This is a genomic window from Methanothrix sp. (assembly GCF_030055635.1).
Classification (GTDB): Archaea; Halobacteriota; Methanosarcinia; order Methanotrichales; family Methanotrichaceae; genus Methanothrix_B.
Map to the genome: position 1 here is coordinate 26,013 of NZ_JASFYM010000016.1, position 21,301 is coordinate 47,313.

Annotated in this window: 22 protein-coding genes and 1 pseudogene; 16 read left to right on the top strand and 7 right to left on the bottom strand. The window is 52.8% G+C overall.

Features of this window, described 5'->3' with window-relative positions; all coding sequences use genetic code 11:
- Positions 1 to 61: 61 nt before the first annotated feature.
- Together nth and QFX31_RS07310 are read right to left on the bottom strand one after the other, a co-directional pair.
- Positions 62 to 781, bottom strand: a complete 720-nt coding sequence (nth, locus tag QFX31_RS07305; protein ID WP_348531451.1) for an endonuclease III — start codon at positions 779 to 781, stop codon at positions 62 to 64.
- A gap of 48 nt (positions 782 to 829) precedes the next feature.
- The gene (locus QFX31_RS07310) at positions 830 to 1,186 is read right to left on the bottom strand and encodes a hypothetical protein (protein WP_348531452.1); all 357 of its coding nucleotides are present in this window, start codon (positions 1,184 to 1,186) and stop codon (positions 830 to 832) included.
- 305 nt (positions 1,187 to 1,491) lie between these two features.
- On the opposite strand from QFX31_RS07310, the gene QFX31_RS07315 reads away from it, so the two are divergent.
- Entirely contained in the window at positions 1,492 to 2,376 is an 885-nt protein-coding gene (locus QFX31_RS07315; protein ID WP_348531453.1) for a hypothetical protein, read from the top strand.
- 6 nt (positions 2,377 to 2,382) lie between these two features.
- Here the strand turns inward: QFX31_RS07315 and QFX31_RS07320 are convergent, their stop codons facing one another.
- The 4 genes from QFX31_RS07320 to QFX31_RS07335 all read right to left on the bottom strand — a co-directional run bounded on the left by QFX31_RS07320 (position 2,383) and on the right by QFX31_RS07335 (position 5,223).
- Positions 2,383 to 3,120 carry an MIP/aquaporin family protein gene (locus QFX31_RS07320; protein WP_348531454.1) on the bottom strand — a complete coding sequence of 246 codons (738 nt, stop codon included), beginning with the start codon at positions 3,118 to 3,120 and terminating at the stop codon, positions 2,383 to 2,385.
- Positions 3,121 to 3,123: 3 nt separating this feature from the next.
- The gene (locus QFX31_RS07325; protein ID WP_348531455.1) at positions 3,124 to 3,333 is read right to left on the bottom strand and encodes a DUF2180 family protein; all 210 of its coding nucleotides are present in this window, start codon (positions 3,331 to 3,333) and stop codon (positions 3,124 to 3,126) included.
- Positions 3,334 to 3,341: 8 nt separating this feature from the next.
- Positions 3,342 to 4,841, bottom strand: a complete 1,500-nt coding sequence (locus tag QFX31_RS07330; RefSeq protein ID WP_348531456.1) for a DUF2193 domain-containing protein — start codon at positions 4,839 to 4,841, stop codon at positions 3,342 to 3,344.
- A gap of 238 nt (positions 4,842 to 5,079) precedes the next feature.
- Positions 5,080 to 5,223 carry a hypothetical protein gene (locus QFX31_RS07335; protein WP_348531457.1) on the bottom strand — a complete coding sequence of 48 codons (144 nt, stop codon included), beginning with the start codon at positions 5,221 to 5,223 and terminating at the stop codon, positions 5,080 to 5,082.
- A 280-nt stretch (positions 5,224 to 5,503) separates the two neighbouring features.
- Here QFX31_RS07335 and asd point away from each other — a divergent pair, with 280 nt between their 5' ends.
- The 5 genes from asd to QFX31_RS07360 all read left to right on the top strand — a co-directional run bounded on the left by asd (position 5,504) and on the right by QFX31_RS07360 (position 9,239).
- Complete coding sequence (asd, locus tag QFX31_RS07340) at positions 5,504 to 6,532, top strand: aspartate-semialdehyde dehydrogenase (protein ID WP_348531458.1); 1,029 nt, start codon at positions 5,504 to 5,506, stop codon at positions 6,530 to 6,532.
- A complete protein-coding gene (locus QFX31_RS07345) occupies positions 6,533 to 7,510 on the top strand; it encodes a radical SAM protein (RefSeq protein ID WP_348531459.1) in 978 nt (325 codons plus the stop codon). It begins immediately after the preceding gene.
- Positions 7,503 to 7,952 carry an AsnC family transcriptional regulator gene (locus tag QFX31_RS07350; RefSeq protein WP_348531460.1) on the top strand — a complete coding sequence of 150 codons (450 nt, stop codon included), beginning with the start codon at positions 7,503 to 7,505 and terminating at the stop codon, positions 7,950 to 7,952. Before QFX31_RS07345 ends, QFX31_RS07350 begins: the two co-directional genes overlap by 8 nt.
- The gene (trxA, locus tag QFX31_RS07355; protein WP_348531461.1) at positions 7,939 to 8,235 is read left to right on the top strand and encodes a thioredoxin; all 297 of its coding nucleotides are present in this window, start codon (positions 7,939 to 7,941) and stop codon (positions 8,233 to 8,235) included. Before QFX31_RS07350 ends, trxA begins: the two co-directional genes overlap by 14 nt.
- A gap of 221 nt (positions 8,236 to 8,456) precedes the next feature.
- Positions 8,457 to 9,239, top strand: a complete 783-nt coding sequence (locus QFX31_RS07360) for a hypothetical protein (protein ID WP_348531462.1) — start codon at positions 8,457 to 8,459, stop codon at positions 9,237 to 9,239.
- Positions 9,240 to 9,333: 94 nt separating this feature from the next.
- Here QFX31_RS07360 and QFX31_RS07365 read toward each other — a convergent pair whose 3' ends face one another.
- Positions 9,334 to 9,840, bottom strand: a complete 507-nt coding sequence (locus QFX31_RS07365; RefSeq protein ID WP_348531463.1) for a DUF6125 family protein — start codon at positions 9,838 to 9,840, stop codon at positions 9,334 to 9,336.
- A gap of 360 nt (positions 9,841 to 10,200) precedes the next feature.
- On the opposite strand from QFX31_RS07365, the gene QFX31_RS07370 reads away from it, so the two are divergent.
- From QFX31_RS07370 to QFX31_RS07415, 10 genes and pseudogenes are all read left to right on the top strand, one after another.
- Entirely contained in the window at positions 10,201 to 10,875 is a 675-nt protein-coding gene (locus tag QFX31_RS07370) for an acylphosphatase (protein ID WP_348531464.1), read from the top strand.
- A 225-nt stretch (positions 10,876 to 11,100) separates the two neighbouring features.
- Positions 11,101 to 11,385 (top strand): hypothetical protein, encoded by a 285-nt coding sequence (locus QFX31_RS07375; protein ID WP_348531465.1) that lies wholly within the window; start codon positions 11,101 to 11,103, stop codon positions 11,383 to 11,385.
- Between the two features lie 11 nt (positions 11,386 to 11,396).
- Positions 11,397 to 12,740: an oligosaccharide flippase family protein gene (locus tag QFX31_RS07380; protein ID WP_348531466.1), complete on the top strand. Its 1,344-nt coding sequence runs from the start codon at positions 11,397 to 11,399 to the stop codon at positions 12,738 to 12,740.
- A 152-nt stretch (positions 12,741 to 12,892) separates the two neighbouring features.
- Positions 12,893 to 14,107, top strand: coding sequence for a hypothetical protein (locus QFX31_RS07385; protein ID WP_348531467.1), 1,215 nt, complete (start codon positions 12,893 to 12,895; stop codon positions 14,105 to 14,107).
- A gap of 1 nt (position 14,108) precedes the next feature.
- On the top strand, positions 14,109 to 15,188 hold the full coding sequence (locus QFX31_RS07390) for a hypothetical protein (protein WP_348531468.1): 1,080 nt from the start codon (positions 14,109 to 14,111) through the stop codon (positions 15,186 to 15,188).
- Positions 15,146 to 17,299: a D-glucuronyl C5-epimerase family protein gene (locus tag QFX31_RS07395; protein WP_348531469.1), complete on the top strand. Its 2,154-nt coding sequence runs from the start codon at positions 15,146 to 15,148 to the stop codon at positions 17,297 to 17,299. Before QFX31_RS07390 ends, QFX31_RS07395 begins: the two co-directional genes overlap by 43 nt.
- An 11-nt stretch (positions 17,300 to 17,310) precedes the next feature.
- Positions 17,311 to 18,435, top strand: a complete 1,125-nt coding sequence (locus QFX31_RS07400) for an N-acetyl sugar amidotransferase (protein WP_348531477.1) — start codon at positions 17,311 to 17,313, stop codon at positions 18,433 to 18,435.
- A gap of 20 nt (positions 18,436 to 18,455) precedes the next feature.
- The gene (locus QFX31_RS07405) at positions 18,456 to 19,571 is read left to right on the top strand and encodes a glycosyltransferase family 4 protein (protein ID WP_348531470.1); all 1,116 of its coding nucleotides are present in this window, start codon (positions 18,456 to 18,458) and stop codon (positions 19,569 to 19,571) included.
- On the top strand, positions 19,568 to 20,806 hold the full coding sequence (locus tag QFX31_RS07410) for a glycosyltransferase family 4 protein (protein ID WP_348531471.1): 1,239 nt from the start codon (positions 19,568 to 19,570) through the stop codon (positions 20,804 to 20,806). The genes QFX31_RS07405 and QFX31_RS07410 overlap by 4 nt, the downstream gene beginning before the upstream one ends.
- Positions 20,807 to 20,844: 38 nt before the next feature.
- A pseudogene (locus QFX31_RS07415) lies at positions 20,845 to 21,177 on the top strand (glycosyltransferase); the annotation flags it as partial.
- Positions 21,178 to 21,301: the final 124 nt, after the last annotated feature.

Sequence of the window (21,301 nt, forward strand, 5' to 3'; positions counted from 1 at the left end):
CATTGCTCTGCACTTGAGGTATGTGATCGTACTGAATGTTTGAGCCGTGCTTCTGCTGGAATCAGCTCTGCTCGCGCTGGCTCTGCTTGCGCTGCGCCTGCATGTATCTGCAGAGGCCTGCCAGCTCGCACCTCTCGCAGAGCGGATTCCTGGCCCTGCAGACGAGCCTGCCGTGGCGGATCAGGTTGATGTGAAGGGACAGGTACTTCTCGCGCGGCGTGATCTCCTCCAGGATTCTTTGCACCTCCTCTATGCTCGCGTTCTCCGGCACAAGGCCTATCCTTCTTGAGACGCGGTAGACGTGTGTGTCAACCGGCATCGCAGGCATTTTGAAGCCGAAGAGCATGAGCACAGACGCTGTCTTCGGCCCGATTCCGGGGATCGATGTGAGGTAGCTCCTTGCCTCCTCCGGGCTCATCCTCTGCAGCGGCGAGAGTTCCACAGAGCCGAAGTCCTCTCTCAGCCTCTCGAGAGCCCCTTTGATCCTGGCAGCCTTTATATCTGCCAGGCCTCCCGGACGGATCGCATCCGCGATCTCATCCTCAGAGGCATTCAGGATCTCATCATAGCTCCTGAATCTGCTCTTCAGCTGCTCAAAAGCCCTGCCGGAGTTCATGTCAGAGGTGTTCTGCGAGAGTATCGTCATAACCAGGAGATCCACGGGATCCACGCTTCTGGCCTCAGGCAAACCATATGCTCTCTCTAGGATCTCCATCACTTTAAGGAGAAGATCATCAGACATGAGGCACCTGCCTGATACTCCGGAAGGCTCCAGCTCCATAACCAGGCGCCATATCCGCTCGAATAAAAAGGTACGGGCCTGTCAGTATTACAGGCTCTGCCAGGTCCCGTCCCTGAAGACCCGCAGCGATGAGCTGCTCTTCGCTGTGAAGATCGTCTTCGTCCAGTTCACCTCAAATGGCTCCCAGATCATCGTGGCCAGAGATCTGTTTCTGAAGTCGGACTGGACTGCCGTGAGCGGATAGGAGAATCCGCCAGTGTACGGCCTGTAAAAACTCAGCGGCTGCGATACAGGTACCTTTGTATAGAATATCGGGTCTGTGAAGTACTGCCTTATCTCGCTGTAGTCGGGCGACCCCACATACCCTCCCTCAAGCCAGTCAGCTGCATCAGCGCAGATCAGAGATACGATCAGAGCCAGGAACAGGATGGAGATTCGCGTCATACAGATCCGCTGCTGTATTCGTGGGGATTGTATTTAAGCATGGTGTTGTCTGGTCTATTCATCGATAACCAAACCTGAGATCGCTTCAACTGTGTCGATGGGCCTTGACAGAATCAAGGCACAGAACGCCCTGATATTCGGGAGAAGAAGTCACAAAAAGCGGACTAGAGAAAGAAAGTGACATGGATACAAATTTTATAAGCAAGGATTTGGAAAACCGCAACTGCGATGTGCTCTTTTATGGTGGGAGTTTTACAGGATGGTATCACAAATCTATTTATATAGTATCGTTCAATATGTGCACCATGTTACCACGTTACAACCAAAAGTTGAGCGTGTTCTCTTTGGTGCTGTCATTGCTTTTAATTCTGAATTTCACATTGAGAACAAGCGCACAGCAGGTATCAAACATCTCAAATGCCACACTCATGATAGAAAACGCCACGCTGGGGATTAAAAATTTCACATCTTCATTGCAACCATGGTCAGTCTACCTTGTCATCATCCTTCTTTTTGCTTTTGCAAGCCTCCCCATATTGTGGAACATCAAGGGCTTCTACGATCACATGAGAGATGTCCGGAATCTGCTGGGGGAGAAGTTGTCGACCGGATGCAACCAGGCTGAGCTGATCAATCTGGTAAAGGATGCTCTGACCATTCAGTCCAGCGGGATGCAGGGCGTGGCCAGGGCCACGATGGCCCTGACGCTCTCTGTCATCCTCGGCGCCGCCATATTCCTGCTCATCTTAAACCCCTCTGCTCAGGAAAACTCGATGCTGAAGGACATACTCCTTGCGCTGACCGGAGCTATCTCTTCAATAATCGGATTCTACTTCGGCGGGCGCGCCACGCAGAGCACTGAGCAACAAAAAGGAGGCGGTGGTTCTCCAGCGCCATCTCAAGCAGCCAAGCTAGAAATCACCAGCTTCGATCCAAAGGACTCTTCTACAACCAAACCAGGTAATGTGAAGCTCTCCTGCACCGTTAAAAATCCATCCGGAAGGCCCCTCCAGTACAAGTTCGAGGTCTGGGACGAGAATAATAACTGGGTGAATGGAACTAACTATCAGAAAGATAGCTACTGGACGTGGAATAATGCTGCAAAGGGCAAATACGTTATACGCGTTTCTGTGAAAGACGATATCGGAGGATACGCCGAGAAGGAGAATAAAATCGAGATAAAAGATTAAATATTTTCATTCTTTTGCCAGCATATCGTAGAGGAACGCGGCCACCAGGGCACCGAGCACCGGACCTATGACGTATATCGGATAGTGGCTCCAGAGCACAGGGCCGCCCATGATGTGGTCTATCAGGTAGGGGCCGAATGTCCTGGCGGGGTTCAGTGAGGAGCCGGCGATGTTACCTGTGGTCGTTATGATCCCACCGACTGTCAGGCCTATCACAAGCCCGGCGAACCCCTGGGGCGCCCGCTCGTCAACAGCCACCCCCATGATCACGAGCATCAGCAGGAACGTCCCTATCGCCTCCGCGAGCACAGCCTGTCCGAACGATATGCCGGGGAACGGCGCTGTCGCTCCGAGCCCGCCGACAATCACAGCATCAGATCCGGCGCTTGCTGCGAAGAGCAGGGATCCTAAAGAGGCGCCTATCAGCTGCGCCGCTATGTAAGGAATCACCTCGCTGCTCGGAAACCTCCGGGTGGCCCAGAGCGCTATAGTCACAGCCGGGTTTATGTGCGCCCCTGAGACCCTCCCCAGAGCGTATATGACGCCTGCGATCGCTATGGCGAACGCCATGCCTATTGCGAACCAGTCTCCGAGGCCACCAAGAGCCCCGATCCCGATGTTGAAGGGGTTCGGCGGGCTGGAGCCCCTCGAGATCATGAGCGTTATGGCAGCAGCTCCAGCGCCGAAGTAGACAAGAATCGCTGTCCCGATGAGCTCAGCAACACATCTCTTAGCCAGGGACATATCTCATCCCTCATGGTATACAGCGTAGCATGGCTTGCAGAGGATCCTGGGAAGCTTTCTCTTCAGCTTCTTCGAGGGGAAGGGATACCCTCCCTCCCAGACCTCTATCTCATCCCTGACGAGATGATCCATGCAGACGCCCATCCCGCAGACTATGCATATCGCGACCGCCTCGGTGGTTTTGCCCTCGATGGCGCAGAGATAGCATCTCATTCAATCCCTCACACCGCTTCCTTCCACTGGCAGTACTGATGCCTGAAGTCTATCAGCGACGCAGCAGCGCAGTCCTTGCACACCCTTGCAGGCGATGCAGCCTTTTCCTTGTGCAGGGCTATTATGTTGGTCATCATCGTGGCAGTCACAGGCTCGCTTGTGAGCAGGCATGGATAATCAGCAAGCCTCATGAGCGCGGAGAATCTGACGGATATGGCGCATCCCGGATACGCATACCTCTGCGGGTTCATCAGGACATCATTCCTGTGTATCGGATCGAGATCGACATCGAATCCCAGGACCTTCGGGACGACCTTCGTCTTCGCGCCGTTCCTCATGCGCATTGCCTTGTCGAGGTACTTCCAGCCTCTGAGTATCATATCCATGAAGTCGCAGTTGTGGAGCTCCGCAGCCGCGCTTCTCGTCGGGTAAAGCTGCACGTAGTTGTGGAATCTCTTGGTGAGAAGATCCACGATCATTATCGCGTTGAACCCATCGAGCTCCAGGATGTGCTCGACAGCGCATGCTGATGCGCCGGTGGCAAGGGCGAGCGGCTGGTACTCATTCTTGAACTTATCGACAGCATTGTTAAGCGTCGACTCCATGACCTCTGTTGTGGCCTCGATGGTCGCCATCACCACATCATCCTTGCACATGTTGAATGTCGACTGGGCGATGTGATGCGCTATGTCCCCAACGCAGTATGCTGGCACCGTGACGATGTTGCCGTAGTGCACGCCATCATCCATTGCAGCTTTGACCGCGCCCTTCATCCTGCTCTTGTAGCTCTGCATGTACTTTCTCACATCGAACGACGTGTGTCCCGCAGCATCCATCAGCTTCGCCTGCGCCTCGATGGGTGTTCTGTACACCATCTGGATCATCTCGATCTCCTTCCTGATCGCATCTGAGAGCGTGGCCCCCTTCTCGATCTCGTGCGCGAAGACCTCGCCTATGCCATAGGATGTGTTCATGCCCCAGGATTTGGCTGCGAGTATCGCCTGCTTGTGGTGCTCCGGAATATCCACTGTCTTCAGTATCCTGTTCACGACGTTGCTCGTCGATCCGGGGATCAGCGCGAAATCAACGACGCATGTCGGACCGTAGAACCCGCCGTACCTCCTGACCACCTCCAGTCCGATCAGCGCCTCCGCCTTTCCCACTGCCTGTATGAACGCCTCGACGCTCTTCCTGAACTTCTCGTCCTCCTCGTATAGTATCTCCATTATGGCCGGCGTCTGGTAGTGCTCCACAAAGGGATCGTCCTCCGGACGTATCGTCTTCGTGAGGGAGCTCAGTATGTCGTAGTGCGCGTTCACAGAGTCGACGTGTAGCTTTATCACGGCCTTTGATTGGCCGTCCGCGACCTTCATCTTGTTGACAACATCGACATACGCCTTTGTATCCGATACGACGAAGTCCTGGCCTCTCTTTCTCTTCACGGTCTCAACATCTGCACGCTGGGCCATCATGGCCTCGTCAACCATTTTTTTGTATAGATCTGACATGCCCACCACTCCATCTAATGAGGGATTTGGGTATCATGCGCATCACTGCCCTAAAATACGTATAACTGCCCTCAAACCCCAATAGCACTAAGGTTAATCACGGATATAAGAATTTCGTTTTGTTGTTTGCTAGCACAGTTCAATCAAAAAAGTCGTCTCAACTGAATCAGCAATGTGGCAGGTGAAGAATCTTTGAATTCGTGGAGCGACTATCGATAGGCATGCTCAAATACTGAGGTTAGCAGCCCCATGGGCTGCTGATAAATGGTCTCTTTCTCCTGGGCATCCTGGGCTCAGGATTCGGCTCCGGCTTCTCCCAGTCGTAAACGCCAAACCAGCTCATTTGAGCCACACCATACATGCACGCATCTCTCTCGAACATACCGGTCAGAATCTCTTCGACATTTGACGAATATAAGCTTTTGGGTCTGGAATCGTATCATTGAGATCAATGGCATTTGGCTTTGAAGGATGTGTGAAATGCTGCGTCGCTAGCTGTTGATTTCCTGCCAGACCATTCGATGATTCGAGTCCGGGATCCGATGCCCTCCGCGGAATCCTCTGTGCCTGGCGGGTGCTGCGGTTTCTCTGCCTCCTTTCTGGAGCAGTAATTATATACCACACCACCCTCTATGCCATCTCAGTTCAGAGGGTGATCGTTGATGGCAAAGATCAAGGCAGGCGTCCTGGGAGCGACGGGCGCTGTGGGACAGCGTTTTATCGAAGGACTTAGGGATCATCCGTGGTTCGAGCTCACGAGCCTGGCAGCATCTGACAGAAGCGCAGGGAAGAAGTACCGGGAGGCTGCGAAATGGAGGCTTGAGAGCGAGCTGCCGGATGAGTTTGCGGATATGACCGTTGTCAGGGTCGATCCGAAGGAGGTAGACGCGGATATAGTATTCTCAGCACTTCCATCCGATGAGGCGAAGAAGGTTGAGGCTGAGTTCGCGGAGGCCGGGTTCGTCGTCGCCTCGAACACCGCGACAAACAGGATGGTTCCGGATGTCCCTCTGCTCATACCCGAATGCAACCCTGATCACATAGATCTCATAAAGGTCCAGAAGGAGCGGCGGGGCTGGGAGGGCTACATCACCACGAATCCAAACTGCACCACCATCATGTTCGCGCTAACGCTCAAGCCGCTGATGCAGTTCGGCATAGAGAGCGTTCATGTAGCTTCGATGCAGGCTGTCAGCGGCGCCGGATATGAGGGAGTGCCATCCATGGCGATCCTGGACAACATCATCCCCTACATCGCAGGCGAGGAGGAGAAGGTCGAGACCGAGGCCCAGAAGATCCTGGGAAGGTTTGATGGGGAGAAGATAGTGCCTGCGGATTTCACAGTCAGCGCGAGCTGTCATCGTGTCCCGGTTATGGATGGCCATACAGAGGCTGTCTGGGTCAGGATGAGGGAAGATCCCACACCGGCTGAGGTCAGGCAGGCATTCCTGGACTTCAACCCAGGGCTGGATGATCTCCCGACATCCCCAAAGAGGGCTATCATAGTGAGGGATGAGCCGGACAGGCCGCAGCCCAGGCTGGACAGGAACGCAGGTAGGGGCATGTCAGTCTCTGTGGGAAGGATCAGGCCTGGTATCAGGTACATCTGCATGGGCCACAACACAATACGCGGTGCGGCAGGAGCGAGCATACTGAACGCCGAGCTTCTCCACAAAAAGGGTCTGCTCTGAATGCTGCTCGTAGCCTGGGAGTCGACAGGAGCCTGCAACCTGAGCTGCAGCTACTGCAGGGCGTCTGCCGAGCCGGCGCCATCTGCAAACGAGCTAAGCACAGATGAGATCAAGCGCCTGATCAGAGAGATCGCCCCCCTAGGGGCGATGCTGATAATCTCCGGAGGCGAGCCCCTGCTCCGGTCAGATCTCTTCGAGGTTGCGAAGTACGCAGTGAACTCCGGAGTCAGGGTCTCCCTCGCCACAAACGGCACGCTCATAACACCTGAGATCGTGGACCGGATTCTTCTCTCAGGGATATCCAGGGTGAGCATAAGTCTTGATGGAGCTAGCGCCGAGACGAACGACGCGACGAGAGGAGAGGGCTCTTTTGATCTGGCCCTCCGCGGCATGCGGGCGCTGAGTGGGAGGGTTGAGTTCCAGATCAACATGACGGTCACACCAAGAAACGCCGATGACCTGGATCCACTTCTGGATCTCGCAGAGAGGGAGGGCGCGGCAGCTGTGCACGTATTCTTCATGGTACCCACAGGCAGGGGCAGAGCTGTGGATGGCATCTCGCCGGAGATGCAGAGATCCCTTCTTGATAGAATCGCATCGGAAGAGCGATCGATCGAGATCCGTCCCACGTGCGCGCCGCAGTACGGAAGGGTGCTCGTGGAGAAGGGCCGATCACAGGGGCACAGCGCTGGAGGATGCATAGCGGGAATAAGGTTTGTTTTCATCTCGAGAACTGGAGAGGTCTTTCCGTGCGGCTACTTCCCTGTATCAGCGGGCAGCATACGCGAGAGCTCTTTCTCGGAGATATGGAGCGGCTCACAGCTCCTGAAAGATCTCAGGGAGCGAAAGCTGAAGGGCAGATGCGGGAGCTGCGGTCATGTAAGAACGTGCGGCGGCTGCAGAGCGAGGGCATATGCGCTCACCGGCGATTATCTGGCGGAGGATCCGGCATGCGCCTGGAGGGGATCCATTGGATGAGATCGATCTGAGGATCCTCGCAGCGCTCCAGGAATCGTTTCCTCTTGTCGAGAGACCCTTTCTGGAGCTCGCGGAGAGCCTGGGCATCGAGGAGGATGAGCTCATAAGAAGAGTCTCCAGGCTGAAGGAGCTCGGGCTCATCCGCAGGATCGGGCCGATTCTGGATCTGAGACGCCTCGGCATGAGCGGAGTTCTCGTCGCGATGAAGGTATCTCCTGAAGATGCAGATAGCGTGAGCTCTGTTGTGAACGGGTACGATGAGGTATCGCACAACTATCTCAGGCCGAACGATAGCGGCTACAATCTTTGGTTCACCATATCAGCACCTGCGGAGCGTGCTGATGAGATAATATCGGAGATAAAGAGGAGGACCGGGCGGGAGATGCTCGTGCTCCCGACCATCAGGATTTTCAAGATAGGAGTCAAGTTTGACATCATTTGAGGAGGTTGAAGATTTGGACAAACCTGTGCTGATAGATTTCTTCGCGACCTGGTGCGGCCCCTGCAGGATGCAGACGCCTATAATGGAGGAGCTGGAGAAGAAGTACGGCGGGAGGATAGAGATCAAAAAGGTAGATGTCGACAGCAACGTGGAGCTCGCGAACAGGTACAATATCATGGTGGTGCCGACGATAGTTCTTGAGAAGGACGGCAAGGAGGTGCGCCGCTGGCTTGGCGTCACGTCCAAAGAGGAGCTGAGCAGGGCGATCGATGAGATACTCTAGGAGGCGGTCGCATAGGTGCGCGTCGGATCCATGATCTGTTCAGCGAGTTAGGGGTCTGGCCCATCAGGAGGCTGAACGGAAACGGTAACCCTGCTCCGCATCTCTCGCTGCTCTTCGATGATCACAGGTTCTCTGTGGACACCAGCAGGGCTCCTGGCTGTGAACAGCCTGATGCATATCTAATAACACATGCGCACAGCGATCATCATGGAAGCTCCGCGATGAGATCGCCGAGAGCGATAGCGTCCCGGGAGACTGCGCTCGCGCTTGAGATCAGGCATGAGAGGAGCTATGCTGGCAGGAGCTTCGAGATCGGAGACAGGGTGGAGGTTAATGGCGTCGAGCTGAGGACATACCCCACCAGGCACACAATCGGGTCATCGGCGTTTTACTGGGAGAACAGTCTGGGCGTGAGGATCCTCGTGACAGGGGATGTGAAGGACTACAGATCGCTCCCAAAATGCGATCTTCTGGTGGCAGAGGCGAACTACGGCGATCCCTGGGACTCCTCCTGCATATTCGATGATGATCTGAACGGGTTCTGGGAGGCGCTCAGTGCCGGATCGTCCTTCGGCGCATACGCGTTCGGCAAGGCGCAGCGCGCCGTATCGCTGATACGAGCGATGGGGTTCAGAGATCCGATCGGCATGGACGAGGAGGGGAGGAGGCTCACAGAGGCTCTGATGCCAGATGCCGGCGATATCATCGATTTCAGGGATTGCGAGGGCGTCTCCGTCGTGACCCCCAAGAACCTTCCAAATGTGCATTCGCCTGAGAGGTACATGCTCACCGGAAGGGCGGATGCGTCATGGAAGCGGATACGACTGAGCGACCACCTTGATTTCCGCGGGCTCATGAGAATGCTCGATCATGTATCCCCTGAGGCTGTGATATTCTACCATCCTGCAGGCATCAGGTCAAGGCTTCTGGCGCACTACCTCAGAACCACCGGCTGCGCCGCGATAGCGCTCGACGAGATCGATCTCTTCGAGAAGAGAATGTGAGGAGATGCCTCATCCGCCCCGTATGCATAACTCGAAGTGCGCTGAAGAGCCATGCCTGCCCCAGTGCGGGAGAGCTGTATCGATCAGCGATATACTAATGCTCCGCTCCATTCTTAAGCTCAAACTCGATCTCGCAGATCTCATCTCCTCTGCAGATCCTTCTGCCCCTTCTCGGAACGATCCCCTCGCCGAACTCTGATGCCCAGACCTCCAGCTCGCTCCAGCATATCCTGGATCCGACGCGCTCGTTAAGCTCAGCTCTCCCAGCTCTGACCATGATCTCATGCCATGGGCATCTTCTCACCTGGAAACTGACACATCTCCCGTCCGATGAGCTTTTGAACTCGAAGTCCTCAAAGGAGAGCTTTGCTGCGAAGCATCTCGTAAGAGACTCCAGACCCTCTGACTCATTCATCATCGACTTCAGGGCTCGCGCCTGTATCTTCGGCATCACCCTCCAGACATCATCATCTATCTCAAGAGCGGTATCGAAGCCGTAGCGCTCCTCGACCTTCATAAACCACAGTCCGTCGACGGCTCTGTAGCTGCGCTTGAAGTACTCTACAACATCCCTATCATCGAGCCCGGGATCTGCATTCATGGAACCACCAGCCAGGTTCATGTCGCAGATCAAAAAGAAGTTAACGCCAAGGTGCGATACTTCCGGGAGCACATGCGCTCGGATTTGAGCTCGGGTGATCTCCTCCATTCCCTGAAGGGGAAGAGCTTACCGCTTCTTCGATCCGGTATGCTTCCACTAGCGCAGAAGCAGCGGCTGCCTTCAGTAGCCACTAGGCGTTGTGGGCGGGTTCATGCCAGGGATGAACGACTGGCAGGATTTGCTCATAGATCTTCGTGACCTTTACACTGCAGAGCTTCAGCCTAGGATCGCAGGATGGAGGGGCCTGCGGGTTGAGTGCTCGTGAGACGACTGCTCAAACGCCTCTGATCAGCTATTTGTATGAAGAGCGATAAGATGCGTGGTGATATGCATCGGGTTGAGATCATCGCGAAGGGGGACGTCCAGAGGGTCGGATACCGGGATGCCGTTCAGAGCATAGCCAGGAGGCTCGGTATTTCCGGCACCGTCCAGAACGTGGAACCTTATGATGTCAGGATCATCGCCGAGGGAGAGGAGGCTGCGCTGAAGGAGTTCGTTCAGGCGATAAACATCCAGGAAAGGATGATCAGGGTTGAGGAGCTTGAGGTGAAATGGGGTGCAGCTACAGGCGAGTTCCAGTACTTCAGGATCCTGAGAGGGGACTGGCAGGAGGAGCTCGGCGAGAGGTTCGATGTCGCGATAAGGCTTCTCCACAGGAGCGTCGAGCTGGGCGAGCAGAATCTGGCGGTGAGCAAGGAGGCTCTGGAAGTCGGCAAGGAGAACCTGTCAATAGGAAGGATGATGCTCGAGAAGCAAGACGCAATGCTCGAGAAGCAGGACCGCATGCTTGAGAAACAGGATCTGATGCTGGAGAAACAGGATCGCATGCTCGAGAAGCAGGACGAGACGATCGAGGAGCTCCGGGGAGTGAGATCCGATCTCAAGGAGCACATGGAGAGGAGGTTCGCCCGGATCGAGGAGGAGATCGCTGAGATCAAGAGGGCGATAAGGGAGCTCGGAGGCAGCTGCGTCTAGACCGCCTGGGGATAGGGAGGTCTCGGCAGGCATCGAAGGCACAGTGGCATCGAGATGGTGTGGTCCAGGATGGGGGCTTGGAATGGGCCGGAGGCAGGCTGTGTGGGATGTAAAGGCTGGCGCGGCAGGAGGGCACATCTGAGCTGAATTGAGCAGGCGCGCAATCTGGCTGCTGGAGGTGAGGAAGCATTATCCCTGAATGCTGTAACTCTGCCGAGGGTTTGGATGGTAAGAAGACGTGCGCCTGCACCCTTCAGCCGGCAATCGTCAGAGCGATCAAGTCGATCGAAGGGCATCGAGGGCTTGGGAGGTAACTACATGAACATCATGCGCATCGCCATCATCGGTGCCGGATGCGCTGGGCTCACAACAGGCGCTGCGCTCGCACATATCGGGCACTGTGTGACATGTATGGAAAGCGACGGCATCAAGCTTGCTGCCCTCGAAGGCGGCAGGTACACGATCCGGGAGCAGGGGGTAGAGGAGTGCCTGATCGATCCAAGCGCGTGATATAGGTCTGGATGATAGGAATGCTGGAATGGAATACGACGGTGAGATGGTTCAGGGAAACTGCAAGATCGATGCTGCCCAAAGGGCGGTTCGCCCGTGGTGTGACTGTGCTTGCCGGAGGCGCAGCACTCGGACAGGCTATCAATGTTATGGTATTTCCTGTTCTCACCCGGCTTTACTCTCCAGAGGATTTTGGAATTTTTGGCGTTTTTTCATCGATACTTGCGATAGCAATTGTAGTTGCCTCTCTGCGATATGAGTATGCCATTATACTTCCAGAAGACGATAGGAAAGCTGCAAACGTCATGACTCTTTGTTTTTTTATATTGATCGGCACAACCCTATGCTCTTGGTCTCTCCTGCAAATGTTGAGAGATCAAATTGTCACATGGACAAATACCCCAGGACTCGGGCAATACTTGTGGCTGATTCCCGTGGGGATGCTAGGAGCTGGGGCATACCAGATCCTGAACTACTGGACCGTTCGGAAGAGAGACTTTGTGCGCATCGGTAGAACTCGACTAACTCGTGGAGTGGGGCGTGCACTCTTCCAGGTTGGCCTGGGTTTTTCAGCCTCTGGCCCGCTGGGTCTCTTAGTGGGCCAGGTGGCAGGTGAGTGCGTTGGAAGCGCATCTCTCGCCTCTGCTGCCCTGAACAGAGATCGCGTAGTTCTTGGAGCCGTCAGCTTGGATGGGATACGCGAGGCCATAGCAAGATACCGGCGATTTCCAATCTTCTCAGGCACAGCTGATCTCATAGATACCCTTGGTCTCAATGCGCCTCAGATTCTCTTTGCGGCATTTTATGGGGCCGATGTAGCTGGCTGGTTCGCTTTGGGGCAGCGTGTGATCGCAGCTCCCTTAAATATCGTGGTGGACTCGGTGTCTCAGGTTTACTTCGGAGAGGCTGCACGGCTCCCACGGGATGATCACAGATCTATGAGGCGGCTATTCCTCAAGCTGACCGGCCGGCTGGCGTTGATGGGAGCGATTCCTGTGGCCTTGATCTGCGCATTGGCGCCCTGGTTTTTTGCTGTCGTCTTCGGGCAGAGCTGGGAGACAGCAGGAAGGTATGTGCAGATACTGGGGGTGATGTTTGCAGTCCGTTTTGCTGTAGTTCCACTGCAGCACACACTTAATATACTCGAACGGCAGGATCTCTATTTTGCTTGGGATAGTGCGAGGCTAGTTATGGTAGTAGGTGCAATGCTCACAGCAAATGCTATGGGATTCTCGCATATCGGGGCGGTTGCAGCGTACAGCGTGGCGATGTCGGCCGCGTATGTTCTTTTCTGGCTTATCGGCTGGAATGCATTGACTGCGAAGAGGGGGATTCAAGAATCAAAAGAGATATAATTGAGGGAGTTTTTTATAGCCAGCAGAGCCTAAGCGCTCGGGTTATATTAGCCTGCATGATGGCATTTTTTTTCCGCGTTATGCTGGATCTATTGTATTATAGTTACGTGACACAAACATATGAAAGCGAGTTTCCACTTTATGCAAACAGCATGCTTCGGTTAGCCGAATCATATGCTATTGCATTTTTATTGGCACTTATGGTCGCTGTATCGCTATATCATAATTGGAGACCGAGTGGCATCGTCGTAGTTTTGTACTTAGTCGTAGTTATGCTACCACTAACCTCTTTGTATGGGCTGGCAGATGCGCCTGCAACTTTTGTATATGAAGCATCTGTAAGCTTTGTCATGCTTTTAGTTACTATTGAACTACTGCCCAAGGTGAGACTGCCACGTCCCGGGCGTGATCTTCTCTTTTTGGGTTTGACTGCAATAATTGGATTATCCGCTTATGTATATGGCTGGCTGGCGCTAACTGGGGGCGCTGAAAGGCTGAGCTTCGATTTTAGTTCAGTATACGAAGTTCGTGCTGAGTATGTCCAAACACGAGGGCCGCTGATGGGATATTTTGTTCCATGGCAGGCAAATATCGTCAACGTAATGCTACTCTGCTATGCATTGTATAAGAAAAATTATTGGCTGCTCAGTTTGGCTTTGGTATTGCAATCGATGTTATTCGGTATGACAGGCCATAAGTCATTCTTCCTTGCTCCGTTACTCGCAAGTGGAGTCTATTTCATCTGGAAAAGGAAAAATGCGATCTCGTATATTTTTTTGGGAGCCTCTTTAACGATGTTGGCCTCGTATGCGTATTTTGGGTTGAGTGGGAATGAGCTTATACCATCGATTTTTATTCGTCGTTTATTCTTTGTTCCAGCATCGCTTCATATAGTCTACTATGACTTTTTCTCGCAACCTAGCCACCCTTTTTACATGCTGTCCGATTCGGTCCTGAGATACTTCATCAAAAATCCTTATGGCGTTCATATGCCACAGGTGATTGCTTTCACATATTGGCATAGAGAGTTCTGGCCCGACGTGGGGTATCTTGGGGATGCCTATGGAAATTTTGGATTCTTAGGAATGGTTTTTTTTTCGGTAATACTCGGAGTCATTCTTCGTTTTATAGATAGTGTTGGGTCACGTTTACAATCTAACTTCGTAGCTGCAACAATTTCGATGCCGGCATACGCACTCACAGAATCTGCATTATTTACATCAATGCTCACGCATGGTTTTATCCTTTCAATGCTGATGTTATGGTTACTTCGCTCGATAGTTAAGCCAAGTGAGAATGAGGGAAATACTTGCACCAGTTCACTTTGCTGCAAATTTCGAGTAGACGATCAACTTTTAATGAGATGAAATGGATATGATTCAGCATCCACGTCTTTTAATCATCGCGGTGGTCCTGGGTCTGATGTTGTGTGCTGCTGCTTTATGGTTTCTGGGATTTACTAATGTCAGCACTCCATTTGATCAACTTGAGAACCGCCACATGGGGGATTATTTGAAGGAAGCAAAGCAGGTATACGATGAGCTCCTCAACTCCACAAAATCTGGGAACGCATTACTTTACAACAACAACCTGAATGGGCGAATCGTCTGGAACGAGGCATATTTCATGGAGTCGCTTCTCAATATGTACGAGGCGACCTCCGATCCAAGGTATCTTGATATTTTTATTAAGCACGCAGATCACATTCTCAGCATCAGAGATGATCGGGCAGGACGACCAGATTATGCTGGAAGGCTTAGACCTGGCTGGCAGACAGGTTCCTATTACACGCTTGGCGTTCCGGTGATTATCCCCGATGAGGAGGGCAAACCTTCCCTGGAGGTCCAGGCGGTTCGCAGCGTCGGCAATGACCATACGGTGGTGGAGATACTCCCAGAGAAGGGCCAACAGTTCACACTTATAGTGCGAAACGACTTCCGCCGTATTGAGCCTATGGTGGTGATCTTCGAGAATCTCACTCTGGAAACTGCAGAGAAGGTGATTAATGCAAACCTAACACCATCTAGCTTGATACGTGTTCGTATCATTGGAGATGCTCCACCTGTTCAGGGAGTCTGGCAGCTTAATGAAACTTACAGGATGGTCCTTCACGAGCTGCACACTCCAATTATCGGTACGCCCTTCCTGAGGTTTTCTGACCTTGTATTCAGGGAGAAGAACCTCTCATCATACAGGCAGAAAGCCGAGGAATATGTTCACGCATTTGAAGAGCCCCCAAGAGATTATGAGAGTTCCTGGCGGCAAGACCCTGGAGGTGGTTTCTTTATCTTCGAGCCTAGCGGCAAGTACTGGGCCAGCGGACTTGAGATACCCTACAATGCGCTTTCAGCAAATGGCCGCTTTTTCCTCTTGCTATACAGGACTTATACAGGACTACAGGAGATATGCAGTATCTCGAAAGAGCTAATGCTCTGGCCAGAAAGGTAAGATCCGGGATGATGTTTAATCCTGACGGAACCATGACAATGCCTTACTGGGTTAGAGATAGTTTACCATATACGGGTTGGAAAAACCGGGCGAGCAACCCTGTAAATGGGCTGTATCCAGAATGTTCTCCAGATCCGGCCACAGAGGACGTCTCGCATTTCACGCTGACCCTGCGATTCATGGTTGAGGCCTGGCAGATGGGTATTGTATTCGAGGATAAGGATCTCGAGGCGGTCGCCCGAACATTTGCGGAGCGTTTATGGAGGCCATCCTCGGTCATGGCAGACGAGCTGTGCGATCCGGACTGGCGTAAGGGATTTTATCTTGCCCACAATCTTGATGGTGAATCCCAAGCCTACGACTATGCAGCTGCAACCTTTGCACTGCTTTCGCGTTGGGATGCGACGATATTGAGCCATGCATTGGAGGTGTACAGGTCTCGATATAGCGATATAAATTGTGTTGACAAAGACTATCTCTATGGCGAGGTGATGCTGGGGTGGAGCGTTCTGGCTGGAGGCGGTGAGCTTTGGATGGGCAAGCTACAGGAAAAGCCGCTTTATCCATTCACATTGCGCTTCAGTGCGGATCAGTATGTTAAGAGTTCACGCTTGATCTCTCTTGATGATAGCGGAGTTCCTGTGACCGATTATGGTTCTTTGCATGGTGGAGCAGGGAAGCGATATAATCCTACTTTTATTTCGAACTATGCGCTCGCACTGTACCGAGATTTCCTGAGTACCAAGGATCCTTCATTGCTCGAGGCATTTAATAAGCAGGTGCATTGGCTACTTGAGCACAAAACACAAAGGCAAAACAGAGGCATTGAGTTCTGGGTATGGGAGTTTGATTTTAATAATCCAACATTTGAAGCTAAAGCTCCATGGGTCTCAGCTCTTTCACAGGGAAGGGTGTTATCTGTGTTTCTGGCTGCATATGATCTTACAAATGATCCACATTACCTCCGTGCAGCAGAGTACACATTTCGTTCTTTCCTTGTTCCAGCATCTGAGGGAGGCGTCTCGACTTTCGAGAATAATGTGGCTTGGTACGAGGAGGTGGCAGATTATGATGCGCCATCTGCAAAAATCCTGAACGGGCATATCGCTGCAGTGCAAGGGTTATGGACATTTTGGAAATGGACTGGTCGAGAGGATGTAAAGCGATATCTTGACATTGGGATCGCAGCGGTGAAAAGAGATATAGCCACCTACGACGCTGGGTTTCTTTCTTACTATAGCCAATATCCAACCAACCCACGAATATATGCCCCATCTGGAGACTATAACACGCTTCATGTCCACCAGCTTCTCTGGCTTTATGATGCTACCGAGGAATCCATATTCCTCAATTATGCTCTGCAGTTTGCCAGCTATGATTCACCAATGTGGAACATCACAACCGCAGGTTCTACGGACCCGATCGGTCATGGTCCAGATAAGCTGTTTTTCCAGATGGGCAGCCAGTTCTGGTCACATAACGAGTTTCCAACCTGGGTGGTTTTAGACTTACACGAACTGAGGGAGATAGATGGAATAGCAGTATTTGGTTACACAAACAAATCTACGCCACGCAACCTTGAGGTTCTAGTCTCAAAGAATGGAAAGGATTGGATTAAGATATTGGAGAGAGTCAATAACACAGAGATACAAATAATTGAAAGTTTCGAGCCTGTTTTAGCCCGTTTTGTTAAGCTTGTAATCTTCAACGATAATGGCAATAATAATGTGGCACTAACTGGCTTTGCAGTTCTAGGAAATGCGAGAGGGTCCATAGCGGTCTCTGATTGGAAATCTTTTAGCTCGGGGAACTTGCCAGCTCATGTATTTGGCAAAGGATGGAATATTCCGGAGATTGGGTGGATTGTTGTATATTTGGGAGATCCGATTCCAAAAGATATTTTCATCAAGCTCGAAGGTTGTTACCGCCAGTGTTGCTTTACACTTCTCGAGACCAGAGACCTTAAGGAATACAGGACAATCTCCCCTGATGTTTCCGCGACAAAGGATGGGCTGAACATAGCGCTTCATAATTTGAATTCGAGCTATCTTAAGATCGTGTTTCATGGAGGCTGCAAGGGAGGAAAACTTACTGTGAGGGATTTTGCATGATTGCATATCAAATGTGTACGCGTTGTGTGATGGACACGACTGCGGAAGAGATCTCCTTTGATTCAAGCGGTATTTGCAGTTTCTGTCATAGCTTCGACGAAAACGTGAAACCCGTTCTGGATCGCGCCGGTTCTACAGAAGGTAGGAGATTACTTAATCGGATTGTTGCCTCTATAAAGAACTCTGCCCACGGAAAACCTTACGACTCCATCTTGGGCATAAGCGGTGGGACTGATAGCTCTTACCTAGCATATCTGGCCTCAGAGCTTGGATTGCGACCACTGCTAGTAAATGTCGATACTGGCTGGGACACGCCGGAGTCGAAGAGCAACGTTGAGAACCTTGTGAGCAAGCTTGGGTTCGATTTGGAGATCATCACTGTCGATTGGGATGAGATGCGCGATCTGCAGCTGGCCTTTTATAGGTCGTCTGTGAAGAACTGCGAGATCCCTCAAGACCATGCTTTTCTGGCAGCTCTCTATAAAAAGGCAGCCCAAGAAGACGTCCGTTATATACTAACTGGAGGAAATCTTGCAACCGAGTCAGTTCTTCCCCGATCTTGGGGCTACAATGCGGGTGATCTGCGCCATCTTCTTGCAATTCACAGTCGCTTCGGCACCAGGCCTCTGAGGAAGTTTCCGACTCTGAGCTTCTGGCGGCGTTATTTGTACTATCCCTTTGTGCGCAGTATCCGAGAGGTGAGGCTCCTCAACTATGTGCCATACAACAAAAATAAGGCAAAACGAATATTAGCTGAGAAGTTTGGTTGGCAGGACTACGGAGCCAAGCATTACGAATCTGTCTTAACAAGATTTTTCCAGGGATACTATCTCCCAACCAAGTTTGGTATCGACAAACGAAAAGCGCATCTATCAAGTCTTATACTTTCAGGGCAAATAACACGGGAGCAGGCACTGGAGGAGTTAAAGAAACCACCGTATCCTAATGAGGAGCTGCTCCAGAAGGATAAGACGTATATCGCGGAACGTCTTGGCCTATCCCTCTCAGAATGGGAGGAGATTCTAGCTCTCCCCCCAAGACAGCACGAGGATTTTCCTTCATCCAAATTGCTGTTTGCATTTAAAGATGGACTGGTGAAAGCAACCGGTATCAGACGGAGGCGTTACAGGTTATAATGCTGCATGGACGTGACCCCATGAAGAAGGTTGTCCATCTCACCACCGTCCACCCCTCCTTCGACACCCGCATCTTCCACAAGGAGTGCAGGACTCTGGCCAGCGCAGGCTATGACGTCTCCCTGATAGTGCAGCATGATCGTAACGAGGTCCTTGATGGAATAAGGATAATAGCCCTGCCAAGGCCCAGGAACCGCCTCCACCGCATCCTGGGGCTCACCTGGCAGGCATTCAGACTTGCGATTCGCCAGCAAGCAGACCTCTATCACTTCCACGACCCGGAGCTACTTCCGGTGGGTGTCATGCTCAAGCTGTTTACACACGCGAAGGTCATCTACGACGTCCACGAGGACGTGCCCCAGCAGATACTCACCAAGCACTGGATCGCCGCGCCCCTCAGGCGCCCGCTCTCAATGGCTTTCAACATCGCTGAGAAGCTCATGGCTAGAGCGCTAGATACAGTGGTCGTAGCCACTGAGGGGATAGCCGAGAAGTTCGAGCGGCTGGATCCAGTTGTGATACACAATTACCCGGATCTGAGGATGCTGCCAATCACCCCGAGAATATCAAAAGAAGAGAAAGATAATGTTTTGGTCTATGTGGGGGGAATTAGCCGACTTCGAGGAGTAATTGATTTGATTCGAGCTCTAGAGATCTTGGATTCATCATGGAACGTGCGCTTGGACCTTATCGGGCGGTTTGAGCCCCCCACCCTTGAGAGGGAGCTTCAGATGATGCCTGGATATAGGCGTGTGAGCTTCCTTGGATGGCTTCAACCGAAAAGGGTTTACGAGCATTTGCACAAATCACATATAGGTCTTGTATGTCTCCATCCTGAACCCAGATACGTTTTAAGCCTCCCTGTCAAGCTCTTCGAGTACATGGCCGCTGGACTTCCAGTGATCGCCTCGAACTTTCCTCTATGGAGGCAGATCATCGAGGGGGCCCGCTGTGGAATCACTGTCGATCCGCTGAAACCCGGAGAGATAGCAGAGGCGATTGAGTACCTGATAACACACCCTGAGGAGGCGCGAGTGATGGGCGAGAACGGCCAGCGCGCTGTGGTGGAAAGATATAACTGGGAAAATGAGGGGAAGAAGCTTATCAGACTGTATGAGGAGCTTTTGAGACAATGAACATCTGGATCTTCAACGAGAACGCCTACTCACCTGACCTTCCCGGAGGCACCAGGCACTACGATCTGAGCAGAGAGCTGGTCAGGCGCGGGCACAGTGTGAGCATTTTCGCAACAAGCTTCCACCATCATATGCATAAGGAGGTCCGTCTGCAGCCGGGTGAGGACTGGAGGATCGAGGAGTTCGAGGGCGTGCGTTTCGTCTGGATCCGCACACCTCCATACCAGCGGAACGACTGGCGCAGGGTGAGAAACATGGTTGCGTTCATGCTCCGATCCTGGCGGCTGGGGGAGAGGATCTCCAGGATCGCGCCGGAGGTGGGAACGCCTGATGTGATCATAGGCTCCTCTCCACATCTTCTGAACCCCCTTGCAGCATGGATGGTTGCGAGGCGCTTCCGAGTGCCCTTTGTGATGGAGGTTCGAGACCTGTGGCCGCAGACGATCATCGATATGGGCGTCATGGGCCCCAGCCATCCGATTATAAAAGCTCTCCAGGTACTGGAGCGGTTTCTGTACCATAGGGCCACCCGCATAATCACCCTGCTGCCAATGTCTCACGAATACATCACAGCCTGCGGGATCTCGCGCGACAAAATTATATGGATCCCGAATGGAGTGGATCTATCCCGCTTCAGCAGAGCTTCAACGAAACCAGCGAACCACGATGGATTCCAGGTGATGTACCTCGGTGCGCACGGCCAGGCCAATGCTCTCGATGTGCTGCTCGATGCGGCAAGGATTATCCAGGAGAGAGGCCTCAGTGAGATACGCTTTGTCCTCATGGGGGATGGCCCGGAGAAGCCCAGGCTGATCAAGATGGCAGAAGAGCTTGGGCTTGAGAATGTGGAGTTCAGGAATCCTGTGCCGAAAAGCAAGGTACCAGATGTTCTTAGTGAAGCTGATGCCTTTTTGTTTAACTTGGAAGACGTTGCAGTTTTCAGATACGGCATCAGCCCCAACAAGCTCTTTGACTTCATGGCGGTTGGCAATCCTGTGATCTCCTCCGTGCAGGCGCCGGCAAACCCCGTGGATGCAGCACACTGCGGGTTCACCATACAGCCGAGGGATCCGGAAGCAATGGCTGAGGCGATCATAAGGCTCTATAGCATGCCTCAGGATGCACGAGAGGAGATGGGCCGCGCGGGGCGGGACTACGTGGAAAAGCATCATGACATCGCCAGGCTCGCAGAACGACTTGAAGACACGCTGGCTCAAATCCTGAGCGGGCCTTGAGATTTGCAGAAAGGGGGCCACACGCCTATCACCTCCCCGACGTCCGCCCCTGGCTCGCTCAGACGAGCGTCTTCGTGCTGCCGTCCTTTTACAGAGAGGGCGTGCCCCGCAGCACCCAGGAGGCGATGGCGATGGCCCGGCCCGTTATCACGACAGACGCCCCGGGATGCCGCGAGACCGTGATCGATGGCGTTAACGGCTTCCTGGTGCCGCCCCGCGATGCCAGCGCCCTGGCGGATGCGATGGAGCGGTTCGTGCTGGAGCCGGAGCTGATAGAGCGGATGGGCGCAGCCAGCCGCAGGATCGCCGAGGAGCGGTTCGATGTGCGGAGGATCAACAGAAGAATTATGGAGGCGATGGGTCTCGGATGATAGAGAATAGCAGGGCGCAAACTCCAATCTTTGGAGTAAGCCCGTACGCAATATAGAAGGAGCAACGATCGAGATGAGATCTGCTTACAGGTTCCGGTTGTATCCGACTGAGGCTCAGATCAAA

Bases quoted from the DNA above. Each gene is read 5' to 3' on its own strand.
- QFX31_RS07405 (WP_348531470.1), top strand. From the start codon at position 18,456: ATGAAGAAGGTTGTCCATCTCACCACCGTCCACCCCTCCTTCGACACC.
- QFX31_RS07320 (WP_348531454.1), bottom strand. From the start codon at position 3,120: ATGTCCCTGGCTAAGAGATGTGTTGCTGAGCTCATCGGGACAGCGATT.
- QFX31_RS07395 (WP_348531469.1), top strand. From the start codon at position 15,146: ATGCAGTATCTCGAAAGAGCTAATGCTCTGGCCAGAAAGGTAAGATCC.
- QFX31_RS07310 (WP_348531452.1), bottom strand. From the start codon at position 1,186: ATGACGCGAATCTCCATCCTGTTCCTGGCTCTGATCGTATCTCTGATC.
- nth (WP_348531451.1), bottom strand. From the start codon at position 781: ATGGAGCTGGAGCCTTCCGGAGTATCAGGCAGGTGCCTCATGTCTGAT.
- QFX31_RS07360 (WP_348531462.1), top strand. From the start codon at position 8,457: ATGAGATCGCCGAGAGCGATAGCGTCCCGGGAGACTGCGCTCGCGCTT.
- QFX31_RS07315 (WP_348531453.1), top strand. From the start codon at position 1,492: ATGTTACCACGTTACAACCAAAAGTTGAGCGTGTTCTCTTTGGTGCTG.
- QFX31_RS07375 (WP_348531465.1), top strand. From the start codon at position 11,101: ATGGTAAGAAGACGTGCGCCTGCACCCTTCAGCCGGCAATCGTCAGAG.
- QFX31_RS07390 (WP_348531468.1), top strand. From the start codon at position 14,109: ATGGATATGATTCAGCATCCACGTCTTTTAATCATCGCGGTGGTCCTG.
- asd (WP_348531458.1), top strand. From the start codon at position 5,504: ATGGCAAAGATCAAGGCAGGCGTCCTGGGAGCGACGGGCGCTGTGGGA.
- QFX31_RS07330 (WP_348531456.1), bottom strand. From the start codon at position 4,841: ATGTCAGATCTATACAAAAAAATGGTTGACGAGGCCATGATGGCCCAG.
- QFX31_RS07325 (WP_348531455.1), bottom strand. From the start codon at position 3,333: ATGAGATGCTATCTCTGCGCCATCGAGGGCAAAACCACCGAGGCGGTC.
- QFX31_RS07380 (WP_348531466.1), top strand. From the start codon at position 11,397: ATGATAGGAATGCTGGAATGGAATACGACGGTGAGATGGTTCAGGGAA.
- QFX31_RS07345 (WP_348531459.1), top strand. From the start codon at position 6,533: ATGCTGCTCGTAGCCTGGGAGTCGACAGGAGCCTGCAACCTGAGCTGC.
- QFX31_RS07335 (WP_348531457.1), bottom strand. From the start codon at position 5,223: ATGTTCGAGAGAGATGCGTGCATGTATGGTGTGGCTCAAATGAGCTGG.
- QFX31_RS07370 (WP_348531464.1), top strand. From the start codon at position 10,201: ATGAAGAGCGATAAGATGCGTGGTGATATGCATCGGGTTGAGATCATC.
- QFX31_RS07410 (WP_348531471.1), top strand. From the start codon at position 19,568: ATGAACATCTGGATCTTCAACGAGAACGCCTACTCACCTGACCTTCCC.
- QFX31_RS07385 (WP_348531467.1), top strand. From the start codon at position 12,893: ATGCTTCGGTTAGCCGAATCATATGCTATTGCATTTTTATTGGCACTT.
- QFX31_RS07365 (WP_348531463.1), bottom strand. From the start codon at position 9,840: ATGAATGCAGATCCCGGGCTCGATGATAGGGATGTTGTAGAGTACTTC.
- QFX31_RS07400 (WP_348531477.1), top strand. From the start codon at position 17,311: ATGTGTACGCGTTGTGTGATGGACACGACTGCGGAAGAGATCTCCTTT.